Source organism: Lactiplantibacillus plantarum (assembly GCF_014131735.1).
In the GTDB taxonomy this organism is placed as follows: Bacteria; Bacillota; Bacilli; order Lactobacillales; family Lactobacillaceae; genus Lactiplantibacillus; species Lactiplantibacillus plantarum.
Window position 1 is genome coordinate 200089 of sequence record NZ_CP039121.1, and the last position, 24469, is coordinate 224557.

The following is a 24469-nucleotide window of genomic DNA, read 5'->3' on the forward strand; positions in this document are numbered from 1 at the left end:
TTTGTGAACTGAAATAGAAAAAGCTAATAGCGAAGGGAAGATTTTACTATGGCAGTAACGTTGCAGCAAACTTTAATTGACATTGATGAAGAACAACTTGTCTTTCACCTGCATAACGATCAAATCTCGTATATTCTAGGTGTGGAGACAGGCAACGTGTTGGCCCACTTGTACTTTGGCCCACGGGTTCGGGGTTATCATGGCGAGCGTCAGTATCCCCGGATTGATCGGGGGTTCTCAGGAAATTTACCGAATACGACTGATCGAAGCTATTCCAAGGATGATTTGCCACAGGAATACGGTGGCAATAATACCGGTGATTATCGGCAACCCGCCGCGATTATTCGCGCGGCCAATGGTGCTCGAACAGTTGATTTTCGTTATCAAGACTGCCGGATGGAAGCCGGTAAGCCGGAACTTAAGGGCTTGCCACAAACTTATGTCGAAGATGAGGATGAAGCCCAAACTTTGATTGTGACGTTGCGAGATGCCACATTAGGCGTGACACTCGAATTAGCCTACACGATTTATCGGGATCGGCCAGTTATCACGCGTAGCGCCCGGTTGATTAATCACAGTGAGCAAGCTGTCGACTTAGAAAAAGTGGCTTCGATGCAGATGGACCTGCCAACCCAACCATTAGATGCCATTTCGTTACCTGGAAGCTATGCGCGTGAGCGCCAGCTTAGTCGTGAACGGCTCCATCGAGGTGTAACTCAGTTTGAAAGTCGCCGGGGTGCTAGTTCTCATCATATGAATCCTTTTGTGGCGCTAGCTGATCCGAATACTAATGAATTTCAAGGCAATGTCCTTGGTGCATTGCTAATTTATTCAGGTAACCACCAGATTAGTTTAGAACGGGACCCAATTGGTCAGACACGCTTGACTATGGGAATCAATGAATATAACTTCGACTGGCGATTGGCGGCCGGTGATAGTTTCCAAACGCCCGAGGTTGCAATGGTATACTCGACGACGGGGCTTAATGGTATGTCGCAAACCTACCATGATTTATTGCGTGATCGCGTGGCGCGCAGTCGTTACAAGCACGATCTCCGGCCGATCTTGATCAACAATTGGGAAGCCACTTACTTTGACTTTGATGCGGACAAGATTCAATCAATCTTGGATGCTGCAGCACCACTGGGTATCGAAATGTTTGTGCTGGATGACGGTTGGTTCGGTCATCGAAATGATGATAATAGTTCGCTAGGTGACTGGTTTGTTAATCGGAACAAGTTACCAGGAGGCTTAGCGGATATTAGCAAACGGACCCATGATAAAGGGATGCGGTTCGGACTTTGGTTCGAGCCAGAAAATATTTCAGCCGATTCCGATCTTTATCGGGCCCATCCTGATTGGGTGTTAGGCGTACCAGATCGTGGCCGAACGTTATCGCGGAACGAATACGTGCTTGATTTCAGCCAGCCGGATGTTGTCGACAATATTTTTGAACAAATGACCGCAGTTCTTGATAAGGTGCCCATTGATTATATCAAGTGGGATATGAACCGCAATTTAACGGAAGTCTATTCGCCACATAGCGATTCAACTCATGAAGGTGAGACTAGCCACCGCTTTATCTTAGGTGTATATGACTTGATGGAGCGTTTAACAAAACGCTATCCACAGATCTTATTTGAAGGCTGCTCTGGCGGTGGTGGCCGCTTTGATGCTGGTTTAATGTATTATATGCCACAGAGTTGGCCATCAGATAATAATGACCCGATTGAACGGCTCAAAATTCAATATGGGACTTCACTCGTTTATCCAATTTCTGCAATTACCGCCCATGTTGGGACGAGCCCGGATGAATTGTTAGGACGGTCGACGTCGATGAAGATGCGTGGTGCTGTGGCAATGAGTGGTACCTTGGGCTATGAACTGGACGCGGCCCAACTAAGTGATGCGGACAAGCAGGCCGTTAAAAGACAGGTTGCCTTCTATAAGCAGCACCGTGAGTTAGTTCAATACGGGACCTTTTATCGATTAGAGAGCCCGTTTGAATCTAATACGGTGGCGTGGATGTTTGTTAGTCCGGATCAGAAAGAAGCCTTGCTGCTCACCTTCGTTATTTTAGGTGCAGTTCAACCAGAACCGCATATTACGAAGTTAGCGGGATTAGACCCTCAGCAGACCTACGTTGAGACCGACACAAACAAAATGTACGGTGGCGATGAATTGATGCAACTAGGACTCTACACGACTCCCGTTCAAACTAGTGACTTTACGGCGCAGGTACATTACTTCAAGGCTAAGGACTAAGCTCAGCCATTAAACATATTAAAACTTAATCATCGTTAATCTAAAAGAACGCTCTGGCAAATAACTCGCCGGAGCGTTCTTTTGAAATCAAAATAACTTTTAGAAATGAATATTAAAGCTGAAGTCAATGTCTTGATCAGCGGGGATATGATATGGGGATTCTACGTCTGTTCCCCAACTATCAATGCCACCGACCCCACGAACGGCACCGTAGATTGATAAGACCGTTCGCCGTGCTAATGGTAATTCTTCCATGTGCGTTGCGTTTTCTAGTTCAGCGGCGGTATAGGGAAGGCAGCTGAAGGCGAATGGTGCATCGGCTTGGCTAAATGTCAAACTGAACGGTGTGTTGTCGTGGTCAGCGTTATTTTGTGTTGTTGATCGCGTTACTGTCACTTGTTCAGTTTGCATGTGCATGCCGCATTCTTGTGGGACCAAGTATGGTGTGACTGGCAGACTGTCAACGTGGAATTGTCCGTGCGTTGCGCCAGCCAGCCGGTCAGGATAAGTCTCACCGGACAAACCGGTATAGTCGAAGCCGGTCGCGGTAGTTGGCATGATAAACCGCAGACCAAATGCGGGTAGCTCTGGCAAATCAGACTGACCGCTATAATGGGTGGCGATATTGATCTGACCGTCTGCCGTCACCGTATAAGTCACTGTGACGATGGTACTAGGAACGGTCGTGGTAACGAAGTGGTAAGCCAGTGAGACTTTCGTGGCGATTTCGTGATCCGTGTATTTGTTATTGAGTGGCGCGATTGGTAACGGTGTGACTGGTTGGTCGTCAACCGTCAATTCGATATCTTGACAAGTTGAGAACTTATCGGCCGCGTACCACTGTGCGGATTTGACTGAAAAGCCGCTACCGTGATCATTATCGGTTGTCGCCCGCCAAAAGATGGGCGTGGGTGTACGATAGAGCCACTCTTTATCGTTGACGACGAGTGATTCAAGTCCGCCACGTTCGTAGCTAAAGAGGTAGTGGAAATTAGCCCCCTGTAGTCCTAAACTCCCGTCGCCGTAAATAACGTGTAGTTGATTATTTGTGTAAGCCATAATAATATTTCACCTCTTGCATTGCTGGTTTTGGTGTCCGGTCGGCAAACATTAAGCCGTCACCGGAGAATTCATAATCGGAGTGGCGTTCGTCGAAATCACCGCCATACCGGAGCACGTCTTGGTCGGTAATTGGGTCATGAACGAAGAGGGCTTGATCAATAAAGTCCCAAATAAAGCCACCTTGATACATCGGATACTTGTCGATCAAATCATTATATGATTGCATACCGCCCAGAGAATTCCCCATGTCATGCATATATTCACAATCTAGGAAAGGTTTGGTTGGGTTATCTTCCAAGTAAGCTACAATATTTTGGGGCTTTTCGTACATCCGACTTTCAACATCAGAAATGCGATCTTTTAATTCTGGTGTGTGGACAACACCTTCGTAGTGGACGAGTCGTGAATCATCGTGTTCTTTATAAAAAGCCTGCATCGCCGCGATATCTTCGCCAGCATACGATTCATTGCCAAGTGACCAAAAAATGATCGATGGGTGGTTTTTAAACCATTCGTAGTTTGAACGGGCCCGGTCGATCACCGCTGCTAACCAGTGTGGATTATCGCCAGGAACATTGTAAGAAGGCTCGATAGCCCCCATCTTTTGCCATGACCCGTGCGATTCGAGGTTGTTTTCGGCCATTAGGTAGATACCGGCCTCGTCACATAATTGATACCAAGGTAATTGATCAGGATAATGGCAGGTCCGATCGGCATTGATATTGTTAGCTAACATGGTTTGGATATCAGCGCGCATATCAGCCATACTGATAACGCGACCGGTGTGGGCGTTCCATTCGTGCCGGTTAACCCCGTTGATCACCAACCGTTTATTGTTGACGTAAATGACTTTGTCATCGCGCAGCTCGACCGTCCGGAACCCAAACTGATATGGGACGACTTCCAAGAGTTGGTGATCAGCATCGTAAACTTCAATTGTCAATTGATAGAGATACGGCGTTTGTGGTGACCACAAGTGCAGTTGGTCGAATAACATGGTATCAAAGGTTACACTGCCACTACCGGTTTGCGTTTGACTCGTCAGTACTCGCCCGTCATGGTCTTTAACGGTCAGCGCTAAAGTGGCTGGTTCGCCGGTTACTTTAGTAGTGATGTTGAGCTCACCGCTTTTGAGATTGGCATTTGGAACTGGTCGGATGTCTAAATCAGTAATATGGCTAGCAGGCTCCGCCAGTATATTGACGTCACGGAAAATACCAGAGAAACGGAACATATCTTGGTCTTCAATAAAGGCAGCAGTACTGCGTTTGTAGACCCGAACCGCTAAAACATTACCTTGGTCCTGAATATACGGCGTCAAATCAAATTCTGAAGGGGTGAAACTATCTTCAGCGTAGCCAATAAAATGGCCATTTAACCAGACGTACAGGGCTTCTTCTACCCCTTGGAACTGAATGATAATACGTTGTCCTTTAAAAGCATCGTCGAGATCAAAGGTTTTGAGGTACGAGCCGACGGTGTTGTCCGCAGCGTCGCTGAATAGGCCTGGTGTTAATTGATCTTGATTGAGGGTATACGGTGGGCGACGATAAATTTTACCTTCCCATGGGTATAGCGTGTTAATGTATTGAATTTGACCATAGCCGGCTAGTTCAATATGACCGGGAACTTGAATCGTATCAAAGTCGGTTGCATCGAAATCGGGTTGATAAAAATCAACTGGGCGTTCAGCCGGTGTCTTGGCGAAGTTAAAACGCCAAGCGCCATTGAGACTCTTGATGAAGCGACTACCCGTTTTGAATTCTGCTGTGTCGTGATAATAATGGTGATCACTATGTGCGGGTAATTGGTTGACCCGGAAGACTTCTGGGTCATCTAACCATTGAAGATTAGCTTGCATGAGGAAGATCCTTTCAAAGTTACATAAATAAAAACGCTTACAATTATCATAAAACAAAATATTAAATTTGTATATGTCGTTTTAGTTAAATTTTAACTAAATGACAACAACTACTGACAACGACAACGGGCGATAAGAAGAATTTGAATCGATAACGTGATAAATTTGTAAAGCGTTACCAAATCTTGTTCTAAAGGTCTTATGGGGTGTTGACAACAATCAAAAAAAGCATTATAGTCAAACTAATAAAATTTTAGTAAAACTATTTACGGAGGGATTTTTCATGAATACTAGCGACTTAAAACAGGAGTTTACCGAAGCCTTTGATACCAAGCCAGAACGGGTCTTTTTCTCACCTGGTCGAATCAACTTGATCGGTGAACATACTGATTATAACGGGGGCCATGTTTTCCCATGTGCGATTACAATCGGGACATATGGTGTTTATGCACCCCGGACAGATACGACAGTGCGGATGTACTCAGCTAATATTCCAGATGCTGGGATCGTCACGTTTGATGTCAACGACCTTTCATATGACAAAGCCGCTGGTTGGACAAATTATCCTAAGGGAATGATGGACGAAATCGCGAAGACCGGCGTTAAATTCGATCATGGTTTTGATTTCTACGTCCATGGCAACATGCCTGATGGTGCTGGATTATCATCATCTGCGTCAATTGAGTTATTAACTGGAATCATGTTAAACACTGGTTTTAATCTCGGTATTAGCCAATTAGATCTTGTTAAGATTGGTCAAAAGTGCGAAAACAACTATGTTGGTGTTAACTCCGGGATCATGGATCAATTTGCTGTTGGAATGGGTAAAAAGGACCAAGCAATTTTACTTGATACCAACACCATGGACTATTCTTATGCACCCGTAAAGTTAGGCAACAACGTAATCGTTATCATGAATACGAACAAACGGCGCGAATTGGCGGATTCAAAATATAATGAACGCCGCTCCGAATGTGAAGAAGCATTACGCCGATTACAAACTAAGTTAGACATCAAATCACTTGGCGATTTAACTAACGACCAGTTTGACGAAGCGGCCTACTTAATCAATGATGAAACCTTAATCAAACGTGCCCGGCATGCCGTTTTCGAAAATCAACGGGCCATTCGCGCAACTAAGGCCTTGGCTGACGATGATTTAACGACCTTTGGCGAATTAGTGACGGCTTCCCACGTTTCACTACACTTTGACTATGAAGTGACTGGGAAAGAATTGGATACGTTGGCCGAAACAGCTTGGAAACAACCAGGCGTGCTTGGTGCGCGGATGACTGGTGCTGGCTTTGGTGGCTGTGGTATTGCCATCGTTGATAAGGACCAAGTCGATGCCTTTAAGGAAAACGTCGGTAAAGTTTATCGCGACACGATTGGTTACGACGCTGATTTCTACATTGCTGAAATCGCAGACGGCCCTAAGGAACTTTAATAAAAGAATTGATTTAAAATACAAATTAGCAGTAAGCATTGAGAAATATTGAGGAGGAATTAGAATGGCAGTTTTAGTTTTAGGTGGTGCCGGCTACATCGGTTCACACGCAGTTGATCGGTTGGTTGCAAAGGGGTATGACGTGGCGGTTGTTGATAACTTGGTCACGGGGCACCGGGCAGCAGTCAATGAACACGCGCGTTTTTATGAAGGTGATGTCCGGGATACGGTGTTCATGAATACCGTGTTTGACCAAGAAAACGTTGAAGGTGTCATTCATTTTGCAGCTTTCTCAGTTGTTCCTGAATCGATGAAGGATCCGCTCAAGTACTTTGATAACAACACGGCAGGGATGGTTAAGTTGCTCGAAGTGATGGCTAAGCACGATGTGAAGAAAATCGTCTTCTCATCGACCGCAGCAACTTATGGTGAACCTAAGCAGGTGCCAATCAAGGAATCGGACCCACAAGTGCCAACTAACCCATACGGCGAAAGTAAATTAGCGATGGAAAAGATCATGCACTGGTCAGATGTGGCTTACGGGATTAAGTTCGTGGCCTTACGTTACTTCAACGTGGCGGGGGCTAAGCCTGACGGCAGCATCGGCGAAGATCACGCACCAGAAACGCATCTCGTCCCAATTATTTTACAAGTAGCTGCTGGTGAACGGGATCAATTACAAATCTTCGGTGACGACTATCCCACTCCAGACGGGACCAATGTTCGGGACTATGTTCACGTTGTCGATTTAGCTGATGCACATATCTTAGCCTTGGAATACCTAAAGCAGGGGCACGATAGTGATGCGTTTAACTTGGGTTCTTCAACTGGCTTCTCCAACAAACAAATGTTGGACGCTGCTCGTGAAGTCACTGGTAAGCCAATTCCAGCAATCATGGCACCACGCCGCGCTGGTGATCCAAGCACATTGGTTGCAGCTAGCGACAAGGCACGTACTGTTTTAGGTTGGACACCTCAGTATGATGATGTGAAAGAAATTATCAAGACGGCTTGGACTTGGAAAGAAAGTCATCCGGCCGGCTATGATGATCGGGGAGGCCAAGCATAATGACGAGTTTGGATCAATTTGTCACGGCGGTGATCGCGTCGCCTTCGCAATATACTGAATTAGATCGAATCTATGTGCATAACCGGGTTCTTGGTTTGGTCGGCGAGGGTGATCCGATTGCGGCAAGCGATGACCAATTAACAAGTTTAACCGATGCCTTGGTTAAAACGGCGATTCAAAATGGCAAGATCGAAGCGACCCAATCGGATGAAGATATCTTAGCGGATCAATTGATGGATCTTGTGACCCCGTTACCATCCGTATTAAACCAACGTTTTTGGGATAAGTATCAGGTTAGTCCGCAAACGGCAACCGACTATTTCTTTAACTTAAGCAAAGCTAATGATTATATCAAGACGCGGGCCATTGCGAAAAACGTGGTCTTTCCAGCAAAAACGCCATTTGGTGACTTAGAGATTACCATCAACTTATCAAAGCCTGAAAAGGATCCTAAAGCGATTGCGGCAGCGCGTAACCAACCGCAAGATGGCTATCCACTTTGCCAACTATGTATGCAGAATGAAGGCTATCTAGGCCGGCTCGGTTACCCAGCACGGAGCAATCACCGAATTATTCGGTTAACACTTGGTGGCAATACTTGGGGTTTCCAATATTCTCCATATGCTTACTTTAATGAACACTCGATTTTCTTGGATCAAGAGCACCGGCCAATGGTCATTAACCGGCAAACTTTTACCAACTTACTTGAAATTGTTCAGCAATTTCCACATTACTTTGTGGGCAGTAATGCGGACTTGCCAATTGTTGGTGGTTCAATGCTGTCACACGAGCATTACCAAGGTGGTCGGCACGAATTTCCAATGATGAAAGCGCCAATTGCACGCACGATTGACTTAGGTATCGCGGGTGTTAAGGCTGGGATTGTTAAATGGCCAATGTCGACGATTCGGCTGACGAGTCAGGACTTGGTTGCATTAACGGATGCCGCTGTGAAGATTCATGAGACGTGGAAGAATTATTCGGACGAGAGTGTGGATGTTCGTGCTTATACGGATGGCACACGTCATCACACAACGACACCGATTGCACGCAAAGTTGGCGATGACTACGTATTAGATATCGTTTTGCGTGATAATCAGACGTCTGCTGAATTTCCAGATGGCATCTTCCATCCACATCAGGATGTTCAACATATCAAGAAGGAAAATATTGGTTTGATTGAAGTGATGGGCCGGGCCATTTTACCAGCCCGGTTGAAGACCGAATTAGCTGAAGTCGGCAAATACTTGTTGGATCAGCCTAATCAAATGGTCGCGATGCATCAAGCATGGGCTGATCAATTGAAGGCCACTAATACCATCACCGCTGACAATGTGACGACTGTCATTGATACGGCGGTCGGCAACGTCTTTGCCCGGGTTCTGGCCGATGCTGGGGTCTTTAAGTGGGATGACGCTGGTGAGGCAGCCTTTGATCGTTTTGTCGCAGCAATGCACGATTAAGTTGTTAATCAAATGAAGACGTGGGGCAACGGGGTGTTGCAGACGCGATTTACCGATGAGTCATGATTGGTGAATAGTGTCACGCCCAGTTGCCCCACGTTTGTTATTCAGTGCTAATTAATTAAGAGAAAAGAGGAATGACGATGGCCGTAACGTTAAAAGATATTGCGCAACGAGCAGATGTCTCATTGGCGACGGTATCGCGGGTCTTAAATTATGACAAGACACTATCAGTGAGCGAGCAGACACGCAAGCGCGTGTTTACGATTGCTGGCGAGCTGCGGTACAGTAAGCGTAAACGTCAGCATATAAAGGCGCTAATGCGGAAAAATATCGCTGTGATTCAGTGGTACTCTAAGATTCAAGAACATGATGACTTATATTATTTAGCGATTCGTAAAGGAATTGAGCATCAAGCTCAAGTGTGTGGTTTTACGACGACTAGTATCTTCCAGAATAATTTAGATCAGGTTGGCGATGATATTGATGCAATCGTGGCGGTGGGAAAATTTAGCCCTGTCCAAGTACAACAGTTGAGTCGTTTGTCAAGCCAGCTTGTTTTTGTTGATGACGATCACTTTGCTCAGGGATTCAGCAGTGTGGTGACTGATTTTACGTTTGCTACTAACCGCGTCGTTGATTATTTTTGGCGGCGTGGTATCCGAGATATCGGTATGATTTATGGCAAAGAGTGGTCCACTGATCAGCAGGTGGAGATTCCCAATCAACGTCAGCAAAGCTTTGAACAGGCGTTGCAGCGGCATCATGCCTATCATGCTGAGTATGTATTAGCTGGTGATTACACTAGTCAATCTGGTTATCTGATGATGAAACGGGCCATTGAAATGTTAGGTGACCGCTTACCACACGCTTTCTTTATCGCTAATGATCCGATGGCAGCCGGTGCGCTCAAAGCGTTACAGCAAGCTGATATTGCTGTGCCACAGCGGGTCAAGTTGTTTAGTTTCAATAACACGACGCTGGCCGAATATGTGTATCCAGAGATTAGCTCGGTCAATGTTGAGACTGAACTGATGGGAAAGACGGCCATCGATTTGTTGGTGAGCCGATTCCAAGATGATCGTCAAGCAGCCCAGCGCATTGAACTGGGAACGACGTTGGTAGAACGTGAAAGCACCAAATGAAATCATCGAGTGTTCGTGAAATTTGGCAGAAATATCGTAATTAATTAATGTGCCACCCGATTGTTAAAAAGTGGTGCATGACTTTGATGGGCACTGGTTGGTATTGAATAGCGCACGTGAATGGGTTGATTGGTCATGCTACTACTTTCTGATTAGTTGGTCTGTTTTGCTAAGGTGTGAGGCCATAATAACGACAATTGTACCCTTCAAGGGTATAATTGTGAGTGAGGTGATGAAAATGAAAACAACTGCCACAATCCTTAAGGAGATTCGGCAACATTACCAAATTAGTCAGGCAAAGCTGGCAAAGTTACTCAACACATCGGTTAGAACGGTACAGCACTGGGAACAAGCGGACTACCAACCAAGTGGCACCGCGGTACGTTTGATTCAGATTTTGGCTACGGACGATGCGGTGTATACCGCACTGACAAACCTCGAGGAGGAGAATACGATTATGTATTTAGAACACGATGATCAGAAGTTCACCATCATGGGTGTGCAGTTTCGGAATCAAGAGGAATACCGGGCGACCATGAATGCAATTATCAGCAATATGTATGAGGGTTTTGAGCCGACTAAGGAAGATGTTCAAGACGCTCGTCGTTTCTATGACGAAGGCCCGATTAGCGCACAAGAGATGCTAGCAAGAATACGTACTTCGACCAATCGTAAAGCCGAATGAGAAAGGTATGGGCGGACTACCTACAACCAAACGGTACTTTGAAAAATCGCTTAGGCATTACTGAAGCGGCTACTTTGCAGAAAAATGAGTACAAAGTGAGTACGCAACGGCAACAGCAATTATCCCGCAATCACTATCTTCTGCCAGACTCTCATCAATTGACAGGACGTCAAATTGGAGAGCTAAAATTGATCAATGGGTTTTTGCTCGGTGAAATTTACGACTGGGCCGGTCACTATCGCGAAGTTGATTTCAACAAGACCGCGAATGGCGTAGTGACGTTTTTTCACCCGGTGGCTTTATTTGGTAATGCTGAGATAGATATTCAACGCCAACTCGATAATTTTGCGCTGTTACCGGATGACCGGGAACAAGTTGCACAGGCGTTAGGGCAAGTTGTCACCGAAATCAACATGTTTCATCCGTTTCGGGAAGGTAATGGCCGCACGACGCGGCTGTTTACTGAGGTTTTGGCTTGGCAGCATGGTTTTGACATCAACTATACCCAGGCACAGCAGGATGCTTACATGCAAGCGTTAATTCAAGATGATGGCACAGGTGTTCCTGGAAGTACTAACCAAATAGATCAATTATTGTTAGTCGTGATACTAAGAATGGTCTTAAAGTAAAACAACAAGTGCACTCGGGAATTTCTAATCTGAGTGCACTTGTTGTTTTAGTTTAGTGAGATATATGACGTTTGTTGCAGCGGTCAATTTTACTGCTTGAGTGGGCCACTAACTTTTCGTTTATATTCGGATGGGGTGGTCTTTAGGTATTTTTTAAACAGACGAAAGAGTGATGAGGTGTTTTGATATCCGATGATGTCGCAAATGTCAGCGAGTGTACAGTTAGTCTTGATCATCAGGTTTTGGGCAGCAGAAATTCGGCGGCGGTCAACAAGTTCTTTAAAGGTCTTGCCTGTCGCTTCTTTTAATTTGTTACCCAGATAATTCGTATTATAAGAGAACTTGGCGCTGACATCACGTAATGTCACGCTGGCGAAATTCTGATTGATGTACTGAATGATTGGCAAAAGATTGTCGTCCGTATTGTCAGAAAAGTTAATGTATTCTTGCTCAATCGATTGCGATAATTCAAGAATTAATGTAGATAGCAGCAGGCCCATTGATTTATTACGTTGGCGGCTCTTTGTAAGGCCCTTGATAATTAAACTTTCAACTAGATTGATGGCAACTTCTTGGTGTGTTAAGTCAAACAGAATAAAGTTGTTGTGCAACGTATTGATGTGGGATGCATTATATAAAAATTGAGTGATTTCATTGGTTGAAACGGCAATATAGTCGAAAAGTTGGTTCATCGTTGAGTCATTCTTGAGCAAGATGTTAATCAAAATATCATTACTGCCCGTTGATTCAATTTGCTGAACAATGTCTTTATCCATCAAAATTAGGTTGTGCTGATGGAGGGTCACTTTTTCGCCATTAATATACTGAGTACAAGTGCCAGCATACATATAATTAAGCTCAATAAAGCTATGCGTGTGAGCTGGAACATAGGAAAAGCGATTATTTTTGGTAACAGCAATATCACCGTGCTTAAAAAAATCTGAGCGGGGCATCTGGGGAATCGGATTATTCACATAATCTAAGTCCATGTAGTTAACGTTACCATGTGATTGGCGTTGCTTTAGCTCAACCGGTGTCAGAGCAAATAATTCGTAATTGAGAAATTTACTAGTCATTAATACTAACCTTCTTTAATATTTATCGTTTAGTGGAACCTGTGATTTTGCACGATCATTCATGTAGTCGAGATATGGTACCCCTTACAGTAATCGCTTACAATATTCGTATAAATAAAGGGAGGTTCTTCATATGAATAACGGCGAGACGTCAACTTCAATGGTAAAAAAATATCGGCCATTAGCAGTAGCTGCAGGAATTGGTTCAATTCTAGGATCAGGAATTATCGTTGGCTTATCCGCGACTATTACAGTGTGGCAGAACGGACTAGGTCTTACTAACAGTCAAGTTGGTATTATTTCAGGTGCACTAACTTTTGCAATTGCAATTGGATCCTTATTAGCAGGACAGATAACAAAATCTTTTGGTCTAGTTAAATCGTTTAATTGGTTAAACCTGATTTATGCGATTGGCGCCTTGATCTGTGTTTTCTCGAATAATTATATCATGCTTTTGATTGGCGTCATCATTACCGGGTTAGCTTCGGGTGCTGATTTACCAATTAGTTTAACCGTAGTTTCGCATGATGCACCGGATGATAAGACCTCGGCTAGTTTAGTATCGTCGACGCAAATCTTCTGGCAAATTGGGGTTTTCATGTCTTATGTTTGTGCCTTTATTGTTTCTAAAATGGCCGGTGCTTCCGGTGCTCGGATTGTTTTTTCGATTTTAGCAATTTTTGCCTTGATTACTTGGGCATGGCGGACTTTTTCAACTAAGTTCCGAGCATTTCATGAAGAAGGTGAACAACGGCGTATTGATCGCGAAGCAGCTTCACAGACAACAGAGAAGGTCTCGATTAAGACGGTCTTCGCTGGTGCCAACAAGGGACGCTTTATGGCATTCTTCTTCAGTATTTTAATCTTCTATGTTTGCTGGAATCTACTGGCCAATACGTTCGGACAGTTTCAAACGTTTACGCTGGTTCAAGCACATGCGAGTCAAAGTTTCGCAACTGGTGCTGGGATAGTCCTAAACTTTATCTCGTTGTTGGCAACCATGGCTTTTGCATCAGTCGCTGGGGGTAAGTATCGTAATAAGTTCTTCTTAGTTGGGATTACCGTTCAATTTTTGGCAATGCTCGGACTAGCAATGAGTAGTCATTCGTTATGGCCAATTGTCATCACGATTGGCTGTTACAACATTGGGAATAATATTGCTGGTGAAGCGATGTATAAAGTTTGGACACAGGAAGCATTTCCAGTTGAAGTTCGGGCATCAGTTCAAGGATTTATTAATGGCTTTTCACGGGTATGTTGTGGCCTATTTGCCTTAATTACACCTGCGTTAGTTGTGCCATCAGCAATTCGTAACACGATGTTTGGGTTCGCTGCCATTGTCTTTATTAGCTTTGTAGCAGGGCTGACAATGATGCGATTGGAAAAGAAACATGGTATTAATAACTTTTAAACAAAGTATTTAGAAAGCGAGTGGAAGAGATGGCGTTTACTTTTCAAATCAATAATGATGTTCAATTTCGGCATAATCAAGCATTATTAGACAAGTCGGCAAGCTATCGGCCAATACTGAAAGAAACCCAAGTTAAGGCGGCATCGATTGTGGCGCTCGAGCGTGATACGCAATACCTTGAAGGATGGGGTGTTAAACAAATTGCACCTATTGAACGATTATCAAGTTATGAGTTGAAACGTGACGACCAAATTATCATAGATTTTGGCGATCATCAGGTTGGTCAATTTAGTATTAATATTAACGCTGTTGGTTCACCAATGGATGCACCACTATGTTTTAAGATTAAGTTTGCTGAAATGCCTGCAGAATTAGCACGCAAGAGTGAAGATTACGACGGTTGGTTGAGCAAATCTTGGATTCAAGAAGAAACTGTTCACTTAGATGTGCTGCCAACCACGCTGACGTTACCACGACGCTATAGTTTTCGTTATGCTGAGATCACAGTTGTTGATACGTCACCAAAATGGCGAGCTGTTTTTAGCAATCCAGTGGTCACGGCGACAAGTGCGGTAGACACTGCGACAGTGCATCAACCGAAATTAGCCGATGCACAATTACAACGGATTTATGAGGTTGGCTTGAAAACATTAGCTGATTGTATGCAGGATGTCTTTGAAGATGGACCAAAGCGCGATCGGCGATTATGGATTGGTGATCTTCGGCTACAAGCATTGGCCAATTATGCAACGTTCAAAGATACAGATCTGGTCAAGCGGTGTCTGTATTTGTTCGGTGCGATGCCTACAACGGCTGGCCGGATTCCTGCCAATGTTTTTACTAAACCAACGGCAGTTCCAGATGACACCTTCTTGTTTGATTACAGTCTATTCTTTATTTCAATTTTGGCTGATTATGAGGCGTTTAGTTCTGATAAAACAGTTTTGAATGATTTATATCGTGTTGCTAAAAATCAAATGGATTTGGCGTTGGCACAAGTTACTTCTGAAGGTAAATTGAAATTGACTGAAGAAAATCCGGTTTTCATCGACTGGTCAAATGATTTTGACAAAGAAACGGCTGGGCAGGCCATTATTATTTATACGCTAAAACAATTTATTACGCTTGCGGAACTGGTTAATGATACAAGCTTAGAGACCTATACAGCGATACTGCGTAAATTAAACCAGTACGCTAAAACTCAATTGTTTGATTCGCAATCGGGGTTATTTGTCTCAGGGGATCAGCGTGAAGTTAATGTGGCAAGCCAAGTGTGGATGACACTAGCACATGTTTTGGATCCTGAGCAAACCACGGCGCTTATGCAAACGACCGTCACGAAACTGTTTCCAATTACTGGTATTGCAACGCCGTATATGTATCACCATATTACGGAAGCATTATTTGAAGCAGGCTTAAAGCAAGAGGCCGTCCAATTAATGAAAGATTACTGGGGCAAAATGATTACGCTAGGTGCGGATACTTATTGGGAAGCATTTGATCCTAATCAACCTGATTATTCGCCGTATGGGAGTCCCATTTTAAATAGTTATTGTCATGCTTGGAGCTGTACACCGGTGTACTTGATTAATAAGTACCTCGTTTAGGAGGAGTGTCTGCGATGGTTGACGAAAAAGTAAAGCTGAGTAAAGCAAACGTACTCTTAATAATTGTTGCTGGTCTAGCTTCCTATATGGATGCAGCGTTGCTCGTTAGTCTGGGAGTAGCGCTACCTATCTGGACAAAATATTTAGCACTGAATAGCTGGATGGTCGGACTACTAAGTACTATGCTGACGGTCGCGGTTGCAATTGGTTCATTTGTGGGCGGCTGGCTGTCGGATAAATTTGGCCGGGTCGCGGTGTTTAATGCTGATATCTTTTTTGTCGCGATTGGCTCGTTTATTATTGCGATTGCACAAAATACGACGATATTGATTATTGGTGTTGTGATTGCTGGTTTGGCCTCTGGTGCTGATTTACCAACGTCATTGGCGGTTATTTCGGAACGGATGTCTAGTAAAGTTTATGGTCGGGCAATTTCTTCAACTCAGATTTTTTGGACGATGGGCATTTTGTTGTCACAGTTTATTGGTTTTATAACTGCTAACAGTGGTATGGGAAGCCCGGCAGCCTTATTTGGTTGGATTGGATTAGTGGCAATTATTAATTGGTGCGTGCGGGTCTTTTCAAAGCGTTTTAAACAGATTGAAACAGACTTAGTTGACCATGAACATGTGGACTGTGCATCTAACGGTCAATCGGTTAAGAAGTATCGATTAGGTCAGCTATTGCGAACAGGTGGTTTGTTAGTACCAATGATTCTACTAACTGTTTTTTATCTATTTTGGAATTTGCCGGCCAATACGTGGGGGTCATTTGTTAACTATTTCTTAGTGACTGTTGATGGCCGTACGCAAGCCTATTCGACAATCGTGGCATTAATTGCCAATATCGTGTGTCTGTTAGTTAACCTGATCTATTTAAAGGTTTCAGACACTAGGTATCGCTACCGAGTGATGTATTTAGGTATTGCCGTAGCATTGCTTTCCTTTGTGACTGCAGGGATCTTTAGTGATGACTGGCAGATTTTCACCGTTGTTTATATTTTCTACTCTGGTAGCACAGTATTATGTGGTGAGGCCCTTTATAAAATTTGGAGTCAGACTTTCTATCCAGTGGATGCACGGGCAACGATGACGGGTTTTTCTTATGGCTTAGTTCGGGTGCTGACCGCTGCTTTCTCACTAGTAACGCCAACATTAATGGGATATTCGCCGCAACTCTTATTATGGATTATGGTTGGATGTACGGTGCTATTCGGTGCCTGTGCAGTGATCATTGTCGCTATTATTAAGAAGACCGGTTTAAAAGACCCAATGATGAAAGCGGTTTCTGAATAAATTGATTAATATTACTAAGAATTAAAAATGTAAGCCGGGCATTGTCGGGCTTATTTATTTAAAATCAAGGAGGATAATGCTCATGTCAAAAGAGGCTGTTTGGTTATGGTATCCTGGTGATTTTGAAATCCACCAAGGGATGTTACAAAATTTTAAACGCGAAGAACGTGGGATGGGTTGGCCTGCCTATTGGTATATTGATGATTGCAATCGTAATGTTAATTTTAAACGGCACTATGATTTAAAAGAATCCACACAATTTACAGTACTCGCCAAAGGAACGGGCTATGTTGATGTTAATGGCACTAAATATCGCTTAAATCATGCGATTAATTGTGATGCGGGTGCGACTGATATTCAAGTGTTTGTTGGTAACGTTCAGGGATTGCCGACAATTTATATTGTTGGTGAGATTATCAAATCTGATAGTGGTTGGCTAGCTAGCAATTTTGTCACCACATTACCCGCTGGTCACGATATTCTCTACACTGACCGTAACCAGGATCCTAATGTGATTGAATATCGGACAGAAAAAGTAGTGGCCAAAGCACAACAAGCAGTTGATGGTGGCGTTTTATATGATTTTGGTCGCGCTGTGAATGGAACTGTCACAGTCAAAACGAATGGGCCAGTTACACTATGTTACGGGGAGTCCGAAACTGAAGCACGGGATGTTGAGATGTGTTATTACAAGCAGTCGGACGTTACAGCTACAACAAAGGTTCGTAAACGTGCGTTTCGATATGTCTTTGTGCCTCATTGTCAGTTAGGTGACATTGAATTAACTGCTATGCACGAATATATTCCTAAAAATAATCCCTCCAGTTTTACCTCTGATAATAAGTTGATCAATCAAATTTGGAATGTAGCGACGGAAACGTTAAACCTTTGCAGTGACTTGTTCTTTATCGATGGGATCAAACGTGATCGGTGGATTTGGGCTGGTGACGCGTACCAAGCTAATTTTATCAATCAATATTCTTTCTTCAACGAAGATATTGATAAACGGACGTTATTAGCGTTGCGTGGGCAAGATGATATTAAGCAACATATGAATACAATTGTCGACTATTCCATGTTGTGGGTGATTGGTGTTCTAAATCATTACCAGATGACGGGTGACCGTGAATTTCTCAAAATTATTTACCCTAAGTTAGAGAGTATGGTGCAATACTTTATTCAACAGACAAATGAGCATGGTTTTATTTATGGTCGGAAAAATGACTGGATCTTTGTCGATTGGTCAGAAATGGATAAACAGGGTACCGTGGCGGCTGAACAAATCTTATTACTTGAAGATTACAAGACAATTATGACTTGTGGTGAGGTCTTAGGCAAAGATGTGGCGGGCTACCAAGCGAAGTATGACCAGTTGTTTAAGAACTTAATGAAATACTTTTGGGATGATGAACAAGGAGCATTTATTGATAGTTATGAATCGGGTAAGCGGCACGTTACTCGTCATGCTAATATTTTTGCCATTTTGTTTGACGTTGTTGATGAGAACAAACAACAATTAATTTTAAAGAATGTTTTGTTGAATAATGCGATTACTCAAATTACCACGCCGTATTTTAAGTTTTTTGAACAAGATGCTTTATGTAAGCTGGGGGAACAACACCGTGTTTACCAAGTTTTATTAGACTATTGGGGCGGCATGTTAGATCGCGGGGCCGTGACCTTCTGGGAAGAATTCGATCCGTCGCAGCATGGCAAGGATATGTATGCCATGTATGGTGATCCCTATGGTAAGAGCCTGTGCCATGCCTGGGGAGCCAGTCCGATATATTTATTAGGTCGTCATTTTGTAGGATTACGGCCCACGGCTCCAGGATACCAGACTTTTGAGATCAAGCCTGAGTTATCAGAATTTCATCATTTACACACCGTGTTACCCATTAAAGGCGGTACCGTGACTGTCGTAAAAGATCAACACCAACTATCAGTCACTGCTAGCCGAGCTGGTGGGACATTGATTGTGGATGGGCAAAGACAATCTTTGGAACCTAATAGAACTGCGGTGGTCCCAGTGTAGCCGTCATTATTTTAATGGGTTAATTTAGAAGACACTTTTGGTATGCGCTTGTTGAAGCAAGTGCATACCAAAAGTGTCTTTGATTTGTGTCAAACTATGATTTATTCGTCGGCTTCACAAAACTTTTCCGATAAATTAATTTAGCATCAACTAATACCATGCGCTTCTGTGAACGGTCAAAAATAATCGTATCTTTCAATGTTGTGATAGCCTGTGCGGCTAAGTCGTCTGTGTCAATGTGGAAAGTCGTCAATGGTGGTGAAACGTAGCGCGCAATGTCGATATCGTTAATACTAATAATTGCGGTATCAGTGGGGACTGTGATTTTGTTTTCATTGAAAGCCTGTAAGACACCCACGGCCAACGGATCTGAACCGACTAAGAACCCTTTGGGCAATGCTTGTTTACTCAACGATTGCACGACTTGTTGTCCCAAGCGATAGCCACTTGCAACGGAGAATTCACCACCAATGAATAGAAACCGCGAATCAAATAGTTGTAACTCGCGTAGCCGACTTTCAAAGTATTTTTGGCGCGGATCTTGTTGATGGGTGACTTGTTGATCTTTATTCCAGTAGCCGCCGTTAATGAGACCAATGGGCGTATCACCTGCGGCTATCAATTGATCGATGGCTTGTTCGGTAATTGCTTGGAGGTTAGGCTGTACAGAATTGAAGTGATGCGGGTCTGGATTGGAATCAACGAAGATTCTGTGGGGTGTTAGCTGGCGCAATTTATGGAGCGCATCAGAATCGAATTCGCCAACTGCCATCACACCGTCGATGTCGTGGGGAATGTGGTCGATATCCGGATAAAAGGTGAGCTTTAAATTAGCCTGTTTTCCGTGTTCAACGAGACTCTGACGCAAATTACTGAAATAAATATCTTCAAGTTCTTGTTTTGGTTGGACAGCGAAGATTGTAGCTATCTGATAGGCAAGGCCGTGAGTGGTGTTTGGTTGTTCGTAATTCAAGTTTTGAGCAGTTTGTAGTATTTTTTTGCGAGCGTGATCCGAGATTGAAAATGACGGATCATTATTCAACAGCCGTGAGACGGTTGCCGGTGAATAGCCCGCTTTAGCGGCAATTTCACGAATAGTCGGCACAGTGGAAGACTCCTTTCGACAAACAAGTTGCTAAACAGATGATTACCAGAGTTAAAAAGCTTCACTTATAATAATACGCTTTTATTAGCGCTAATAAAAGCAGTAATGAATATAAACAAAACGTAAATAGTGTTTACCGATATTTAGTAATTATTTTAGTAAAACGGGTTACATTCACAAATGAAAGCGCTTATCATAAGAGCTGTTAAAGCGTAATTAAGTTGATAGAAGTGAGGGTGCGTTTGAATGTCCAATCCATTAAAGACAACAGAATTTTTGCATGGTGGTGATTATAATCCAGACCAGTGGCTTGACCAACCCGAGGTGATTAAGCAGGATTTTAAAGCGTTTAAGGCTGCTAAGTTAAATACGGTGACATTGGGAATCTTTGCTTGGGACAAGTTAGAGCCTGCTGAGGGGCAGTATGATTTTAGCTGGTTAGATCAAATTTTCGATCGTGCCGAAGCCCAAGGGACTAAGATCATTTTGTCGACGCCAAGCGGGGCTCGTCCACGCTGGTTAGCTGAGAAATATCCAGAAGTGTTACGTGTCAATGAACACGGACAGCGAAATCAATTCGGCGAGCGACATAATCACTGTTACACATCGCCAGTTTACCGAGAAAAGGTTCAGATGATTAACCAGAAGTTGGCGGAACGTTACGGTCAACGACCAAGCTTGCTGCTATGGCATATCTCTAATGAATATGGCGGTGCTTGTTACTGTGATTTGTGCCAGCAAGCCTTCCGTCATTGGGTTCAAAAAAAGTATCAAACGTTAGCCAATTTGAACCATGCTTACTGTGGTGCTTTTTGGAGTCACGATTATACAAGTTGGGATCAGGTTCAGGCACCGTCGCCGCTGGGTGATACGAATGTAATGGGACTTAACCTGGATTGGCATCGTTTTGTAACAGACCGGACGATTGACTTTTTTGATAATGGAATTAAACCGTTACGAGCGCTGACACCTAATATCCCTGTGACAGCCAATTTTATGGGTGGCAACCCATCAGAATCACACGTCTTTTATGATTTAGATTATCAGAAGTTTGCGAAGCATGTCGATATTGTGAGTTGGGATTCATATCCTAATTGGAGTAATGGTTACGAAAGTACGGCCCACTTGGCCATGAAAACTGCTTTGATGAATGACGTGATGCGGAGCCTCAAGCATGATAACTACTTGATTATGGAAAGTACACCGTCACAGGTTAATTGGCACCCATATAATCGTGCCAAACGACCAGGCATGCACGAAATGGGGAGCTTGCAACAGGTTGCCCATGGCGCCGACTCAGTTTTGTATTTCCAACTACATCAATCATTAGGAGCTTCTGAAATGTTTCATGGCGCCGTCATTGCCAACCATCGTGGCTCAAATACGCGGGCATTTAAGGACGTTCAAAAAGTTGGTCAGGACTTACAAAGCTTACAGGCCGCGCATGGAACGACCAGAACTGCAGCTAAAGTCGCTATTGTTTTTGATTATGACAACATGTGGGGGTTAGATGATGCCCGCAACTACGCTAACGAAACTAAAAAGTATTGGCGCACGATTCAAGAACATTACCAGTATTTCTGGAAACATGATATTCCAGTTGAAATTATTGCGACTACTGATGATTTGATGGCCTATGATTTGGTGATTGATCCGATGCACTTCATGATGAGCGCCCAGTTTGCGACTAAGCTTAAAGCATATGTGCAACAGGGCGGCCATCTGATCGGCACCTATATTACGGGCGTCGTTGATCATGACTTCTTAGCCTATCAAGGTGATGGGTTAGCTGACTTAGAAGCAACTTACGGAATTAAAGTTCAGGAAACTGATACATTATATCCGCAACAACATAATGCACTGACTGCTTATCACCAAGCGTATCAAGTGAATGATTATTGTGATGTAGTTGAGACGACAACAGCACAAGTCCTCGGCACGTATCAAAAAGACTTTTATGCTGGAACGCCGGCTGTAACGGTCAATCAATTGGGCCAGGGAGCGGCGTATTATTTGGCTGCGCGGACCGCTACTGACTTCTTGGATGCTTTCTATGAACGGCTTGCCACAAGTTTGGCACTTAAACCGGCCTTGCCAGTGATCAAAGCGAATGCCAAGGTAAGTATTCAAGTTAGAGAGAATGCGACGACGCGCTATTACTTCGTGATCAATTTTAGTCATCGACCAACGACGGTGACACTTGAAGTGCCGTTACGGCAGATTTTTGAGAATCAAGTGGTCAGTGGCAAGCAAGACTTAGCCAGCTATGGTGTTCAAGTCTATATGATGAATAAATAATTAAGTGGGGTGAAATTAATGGCACAAAATGTTGAACAACAACCAGTAACCAAGAAAAAGTTATCATGGCATCAAATTAATGAAGGTGTTGCCTTTGGATTAGGTAACTTAGGACACTCGGCATTCTATGGTGCGTTGAGTACCTATTTTATTGTCTTTGTCACTAGTGGGATGTTTAGCGGCGTTGCACCAGCTATCGCCAATCGGTTGATTGGTTTAATCACAGGACTGGTGGTGGTGATTCGTTTAGCGGAAGTCGTTGTCGATCCAATCTTAGGAAATATTGTTGATAATACGGAAACACGTTGGGGTAAGTTTAAGCCTTGGCAAGTCATTGGGAGTATTATCAGTTCGGTCTTATTAGTCGTTATTTTCTCAGGAATCTTTGGATTAGCAAAGGTAAACTGGATTTTATTTGCAATTGTTTTTGTGATTTTATTTATTATCTTGGATGTCTTCTATTCGTTAACAGATGTCTCGTATTGGGGCATGGTTCCAGCGATTAGTGAAGATAGTCATGCCCGGGGAATTTTCACGGCTCTTGGCAGTTTTACTGGGACGATCGGTTGGAACGGCCTGACAATGGTCGTTGTACCAATTACCACGTACTTTACCTTTATCGCAACTGGTAAGCATACCCAAGGTCCACAAGGCTGGCTAGCGTTTGCCGTTATTGTCGGTATTGTGGCAGTCATTTCTGCACTATTTGTCGCCTTTGGAACCAGTGAGAAGCACAATGCGATTCGGGAAGCAGCCAAACAAAAGACGACGATCAAAGGTGTCTTTATGGGCATTATCAAGAATGACCAAATTATGTGGGTCAGTCTGGGTTACTTATTCTATTCATTAGCATACGTGACAACCAACGGGGTTCTATTCTATCTTTTTAAATTCGTGATTGGTAAACCTGGTGAATTTTGGATTGCTGGGGCGGTCGCAACTGTGATCGGTTTTGTGACGTCACCACTATATCCAATCTTGAACCGGTTTATTCCACGGAAAGTGCTCTTTGCACTCGGTCAATGCTCAATGATTTTAGCCTATATTATCTTTATTGTTGCGCAGACGAATTTGACCTTATTGATCATCGGATTAGTCCTTTTCAATATTAACTTTGCCCAATTAGTCACGGTCCTATCAATGACCGATGCCATTGAATACGGTCAATTGAAGAATGGCAATCGTAATGAAGCGGTGGTGCTTGCCGTTCGGCCGATGCTCGACAAAATTACTGGTGCCTTTTCCAACGGTATCGTCGGTGCCATTGCTTTAGTTGCTGGTATGACTGGTAGTGCAACGGCCGCCGATATGACTGCAAGTAATATTCATACGTTTGAACTCTTAGCGTTTTACTTGCCGTTAGCATGTGCAATCTTGTCATTGTTAGTCTTTACATTCAAAGTAACCATTACCGAAAAGAAACATGCCGAAATTGTTGAAGAGTTACAGGCCAAATTGGCAACAGGGGAAGCAGCGGATGTTGCGGTAACGCCTGCATCTGACATTCTGACCACTGAAATCTTAGCACCAGTAAGCGGTCAACCGCTCGCATTAGCGGATGTCAAAAGTGCCGCACAGCCACAAGGCTTACCGGGAGTTGGTTTCGCCATCAGGCCAAGTGATGGTCGCCTCTATGCGCCATTCGATGGGACGATTCGGTTTACGTTCTCAACTAAACATACGTTAGGAATCGTGTCAGCTGACGGTCTTGAAACAATTATTCACGTGGGAATCGGGACGGTTAACCTCCGTGGTGCTGGCTTTACGACTTATTATCAAGATGGGCAAGTCGTACACGCTGGTGATTTACTGATGACCTTTGATCGTGATCTGATCAAACAGAGTGGTTATGACGATGTGGTTGTTACTTTCTTTACGCAACCTGGTCGCGTTACAGCACACACTGAAGATTGGTCAACAGAAGTACAGCATGGTCAATCAGCAATGAAAGTAACATTCAAATAGATTGGAGTTGTCGGTCATGACAACGCCGACTCATTGCGATAATTGTTCGTG

General features: G+C 43.7%; 17 protein-coding genes. 13 read left to right on the forward strand and 4 right to left on the reverse strand.

The features are described from left to right. The first annotated feature begins 48 nt into the window (after window positions 1-48). Entirely contained in the window at window positions 49-2265 is a 2217-nt protein-coding gene (locus E5260_RS00845; protein WP_003643064.1) for an alpha-galactosidase, read from the forward strand. 99 nt (window positions 2266-2364) lie between these two features. On the opposite strand, the gene E5260_RS00850 is transcribed toward E5260_RS00845, so the two are convergent. Both E5260_RS00850 and E5260_RS00855 read right to left on the reverse strand, forming a co-directional pair. Beyond that, complete coding sequence (locus E5260_RS00850; RefSeq protein ID WP_003643063.1) at window positions 2365-3324, reverse strand: beta-galactosidase small subunit; 960 nt, start codon at window positions 3322-3324, stop codon at window positions 2365-2367. Beyond that, window positions 3308-5188: a glycoside hydrolase family 2 TIM barrel-domain containing protein gene (locus E5260_RS00855; protein ID WP_003643062.1), complete on the reverse strand. Its 1881-nt coding sequence runs from the start codon at window positions 5186-5188 to the stop codon at window positions 3308-3310. The genes E5260_RS00850 and E5260_RS00855 overlap by 17 nt, the downstream gene beginning before the upstream one ends. Before the next feature lie 283 nt (window positions 5189-5471). Here E5260_RS00855 and E5260_RS00860 point away from each other — a divergent pair, with 283 nt between their 5' ends. The 6 genes from E5260_RS00860 (at window position 5472) to E5260_RS00885 (ending at window position 11626) form a co-directional block, all read left to right on the forward strand. Beyond that, window positions 5472-6635 carry a galactokinase gene (locus E5260_RS00860; RefSeq protein ID WP_003643061.1) on the forward strand — a complete coding sequence of 388 codons (1164 nt, stop codon included), beginning with the start codon at window positions 5472-5474 and terminating at the stop codon, window positions 6633-6635. 64 nt (window positions 6636-6699) lie between these two features. Further along, on the forward strand, window positions 6700-7704 hold the full coding sequence (galE, locus tag E5260_RS00865; RefSeq protein WP_003643060.1) for a UDP-glucose 4-epimerase GalE: 1005 nt from the start codon (window positions 6700-6702) through the stop codon (window positions 7702-7704). After that, window positions 7704-9167, forward strand: coding sequence for a UDP-glucose--hexose-1-phosphate uridylyltransferase (locus E5260_RS00870; protein WP_003643059.1), 1464 nt, complete (start codon window positions 7704-7706; stop codon window positions 9165-9167). The genes galE and E5260_RS00870 overlap by 1 nt, the downstream gene beginning before the upstream one ends. 137 nt (window positions 9168-9304) lie before the next feature. Continuing rightward, complete coding sequence (locus E5260_RS00875; RefSeq protein ID WP_003643058.1) at window positions 9305-10312, forward strand: LacI family DNA-binding transcriptional regulator; 1008 nt, start codon at window positions 9305-9307, stop codon at window positions 10310-10312. Between the two features lie 238 nt (window positions 10313-10550). Continuing rightward, window positions 10551-10997 carry a helix-turn-helix domain-containing protein gene (locus E5260_RS00880; RefSeq protein WP_016511055.1) on the forward strand — a complete coding sequence of 149 codons (447 nt, stop codon included), beginning with the start codon at window positions 10551-10553 and terminating at the stop codon, window positions 10995-10997. Further along, window positions 10994-11626, forward strand: a complete 633-nt coding sequence (locus E5260_RS00885) for a Fic/DOC family protein (RefSeq protein ID WP_003643056.1) — start codon at window positions 10994-10996, stop codon at window positions 11624-11626. Before E5260_RS00880 ends, E5260_RS00885 begins: the two co-directional genes overlap by 4 nt. 89 nt (window positions 11627-11715) lie before the next feature. Here E5260_RS00885 and E5260_RS00890 read toward each other — a convergent pair whose 3' ends face one another. Further along, window positions 11716-12615, reverse strand: a complete 900-nt coding sequence (locus E5260_RS00890) for an AraC family transcriptional regulator (protein ID WP_225442961.1) — start codon at window positions 12613-12615, stop codon at window positions 11716-11718. A 220-nt stretch (window positions 12616-12835) separates the two neighbouring features. Here E5260_RS00890 and E5260_RS00895 point away from each other — a divergent pair, with 220 nt between their 5' ends. The 4 genes from E5260_RS00895 (at window position 12836) to E5260_RS00910 (ending at window position 19050) form a co-directional block, all read left to right on the forward strand. Beyond that, on the forward strand, window positions 12836-14113 hold the full coding sequence (locus E5260_RS00895) for an MFS transporter (RefSeq protein WP_003643054.1): 1278 nt from the start codon (window positions 12836-12838) through the stop codon (window positions 14111-14113). Between the two features lie 29 nt (window positions 14114-14142). Continuing rightward, window positions 14143-15720 carry an alpha-L-rhamnosidase-related protein gene (locus E5260_RS00900; protein WP_003643053.1) on the forward strand — a complete coding sequence of 526 codons (1578 nt, stop codon included), beginning with the start codon at window positions 14143-14145 and terminating at the stop codon, window positions 15718-15720. 14 nt (window positions 15721-15734) lie between these two features. Beyond that, window positions 15735-17015: an MFS transporter gene (locus tag E5260_RS00905; RefSeq protein WP_003643052.1), complete on the forward strand. Its 1281-nt coding sequence runs from the start codon at window positions 15735-15737 to the stop codon at window positions 17013-17015. A 76-nt stretch (window positions 17016-17091) separates the two neighbouring features. After that, entirely contained in the window at window positions 17092-19050 is a 1959-nt protein-coding gene (locus E5260_RS00910; RefSeq protein WP_003643051.1) for an alpha-L-rhamnosidase-related protein, read from the forward strand. A gap of 94 nt (window positions 19051-19144) precedes the next feature. On the opposite strand, the gene E5260_RS00915 is transcribed toward E5260_RS00910, so the two are convergent. Further along, window positions 19145-20155 (reverse strand): LacI family DNA-binding transcriptional regulator, encoded by a 1011-nt coding sequence (locus E5260_RS00915; RefSeq protein WP_003643050.1) that lies wholly within the window; start codon window positions 20153-20155, stop codon window positions 19145-19147. A gap of 246 nt (window positions 20156-20401) precedes the next feature. Here E5260_RS00915 and E5260_RS00920 point away from each other — a divergent pair, with 246 nt between their 5' ends. Beyond that, window positions 20402-22453, forward strand: coding sequence for a beta-galactosidase (locus E5260_RS00920; protein WP_003643049.1), 2052 nt, complete (start codon window positions 20402-20404; stop codon window positions 22451-22453). Between the two features lie 18 nt (window positions 22454-22471). Next, on the forward strand, window positions 22472-24418 hold the full coding sequence (locus tag E5260_RS00925; protein WP_003643048.1) for a PTS sugar transporter subunit IIA: 1947 nt from the start codon (window positions 22472-22474) through the stop codon (window positions 24416-24418). Window positions 24419-24469 lie beyond the last annotated feature (51 nt).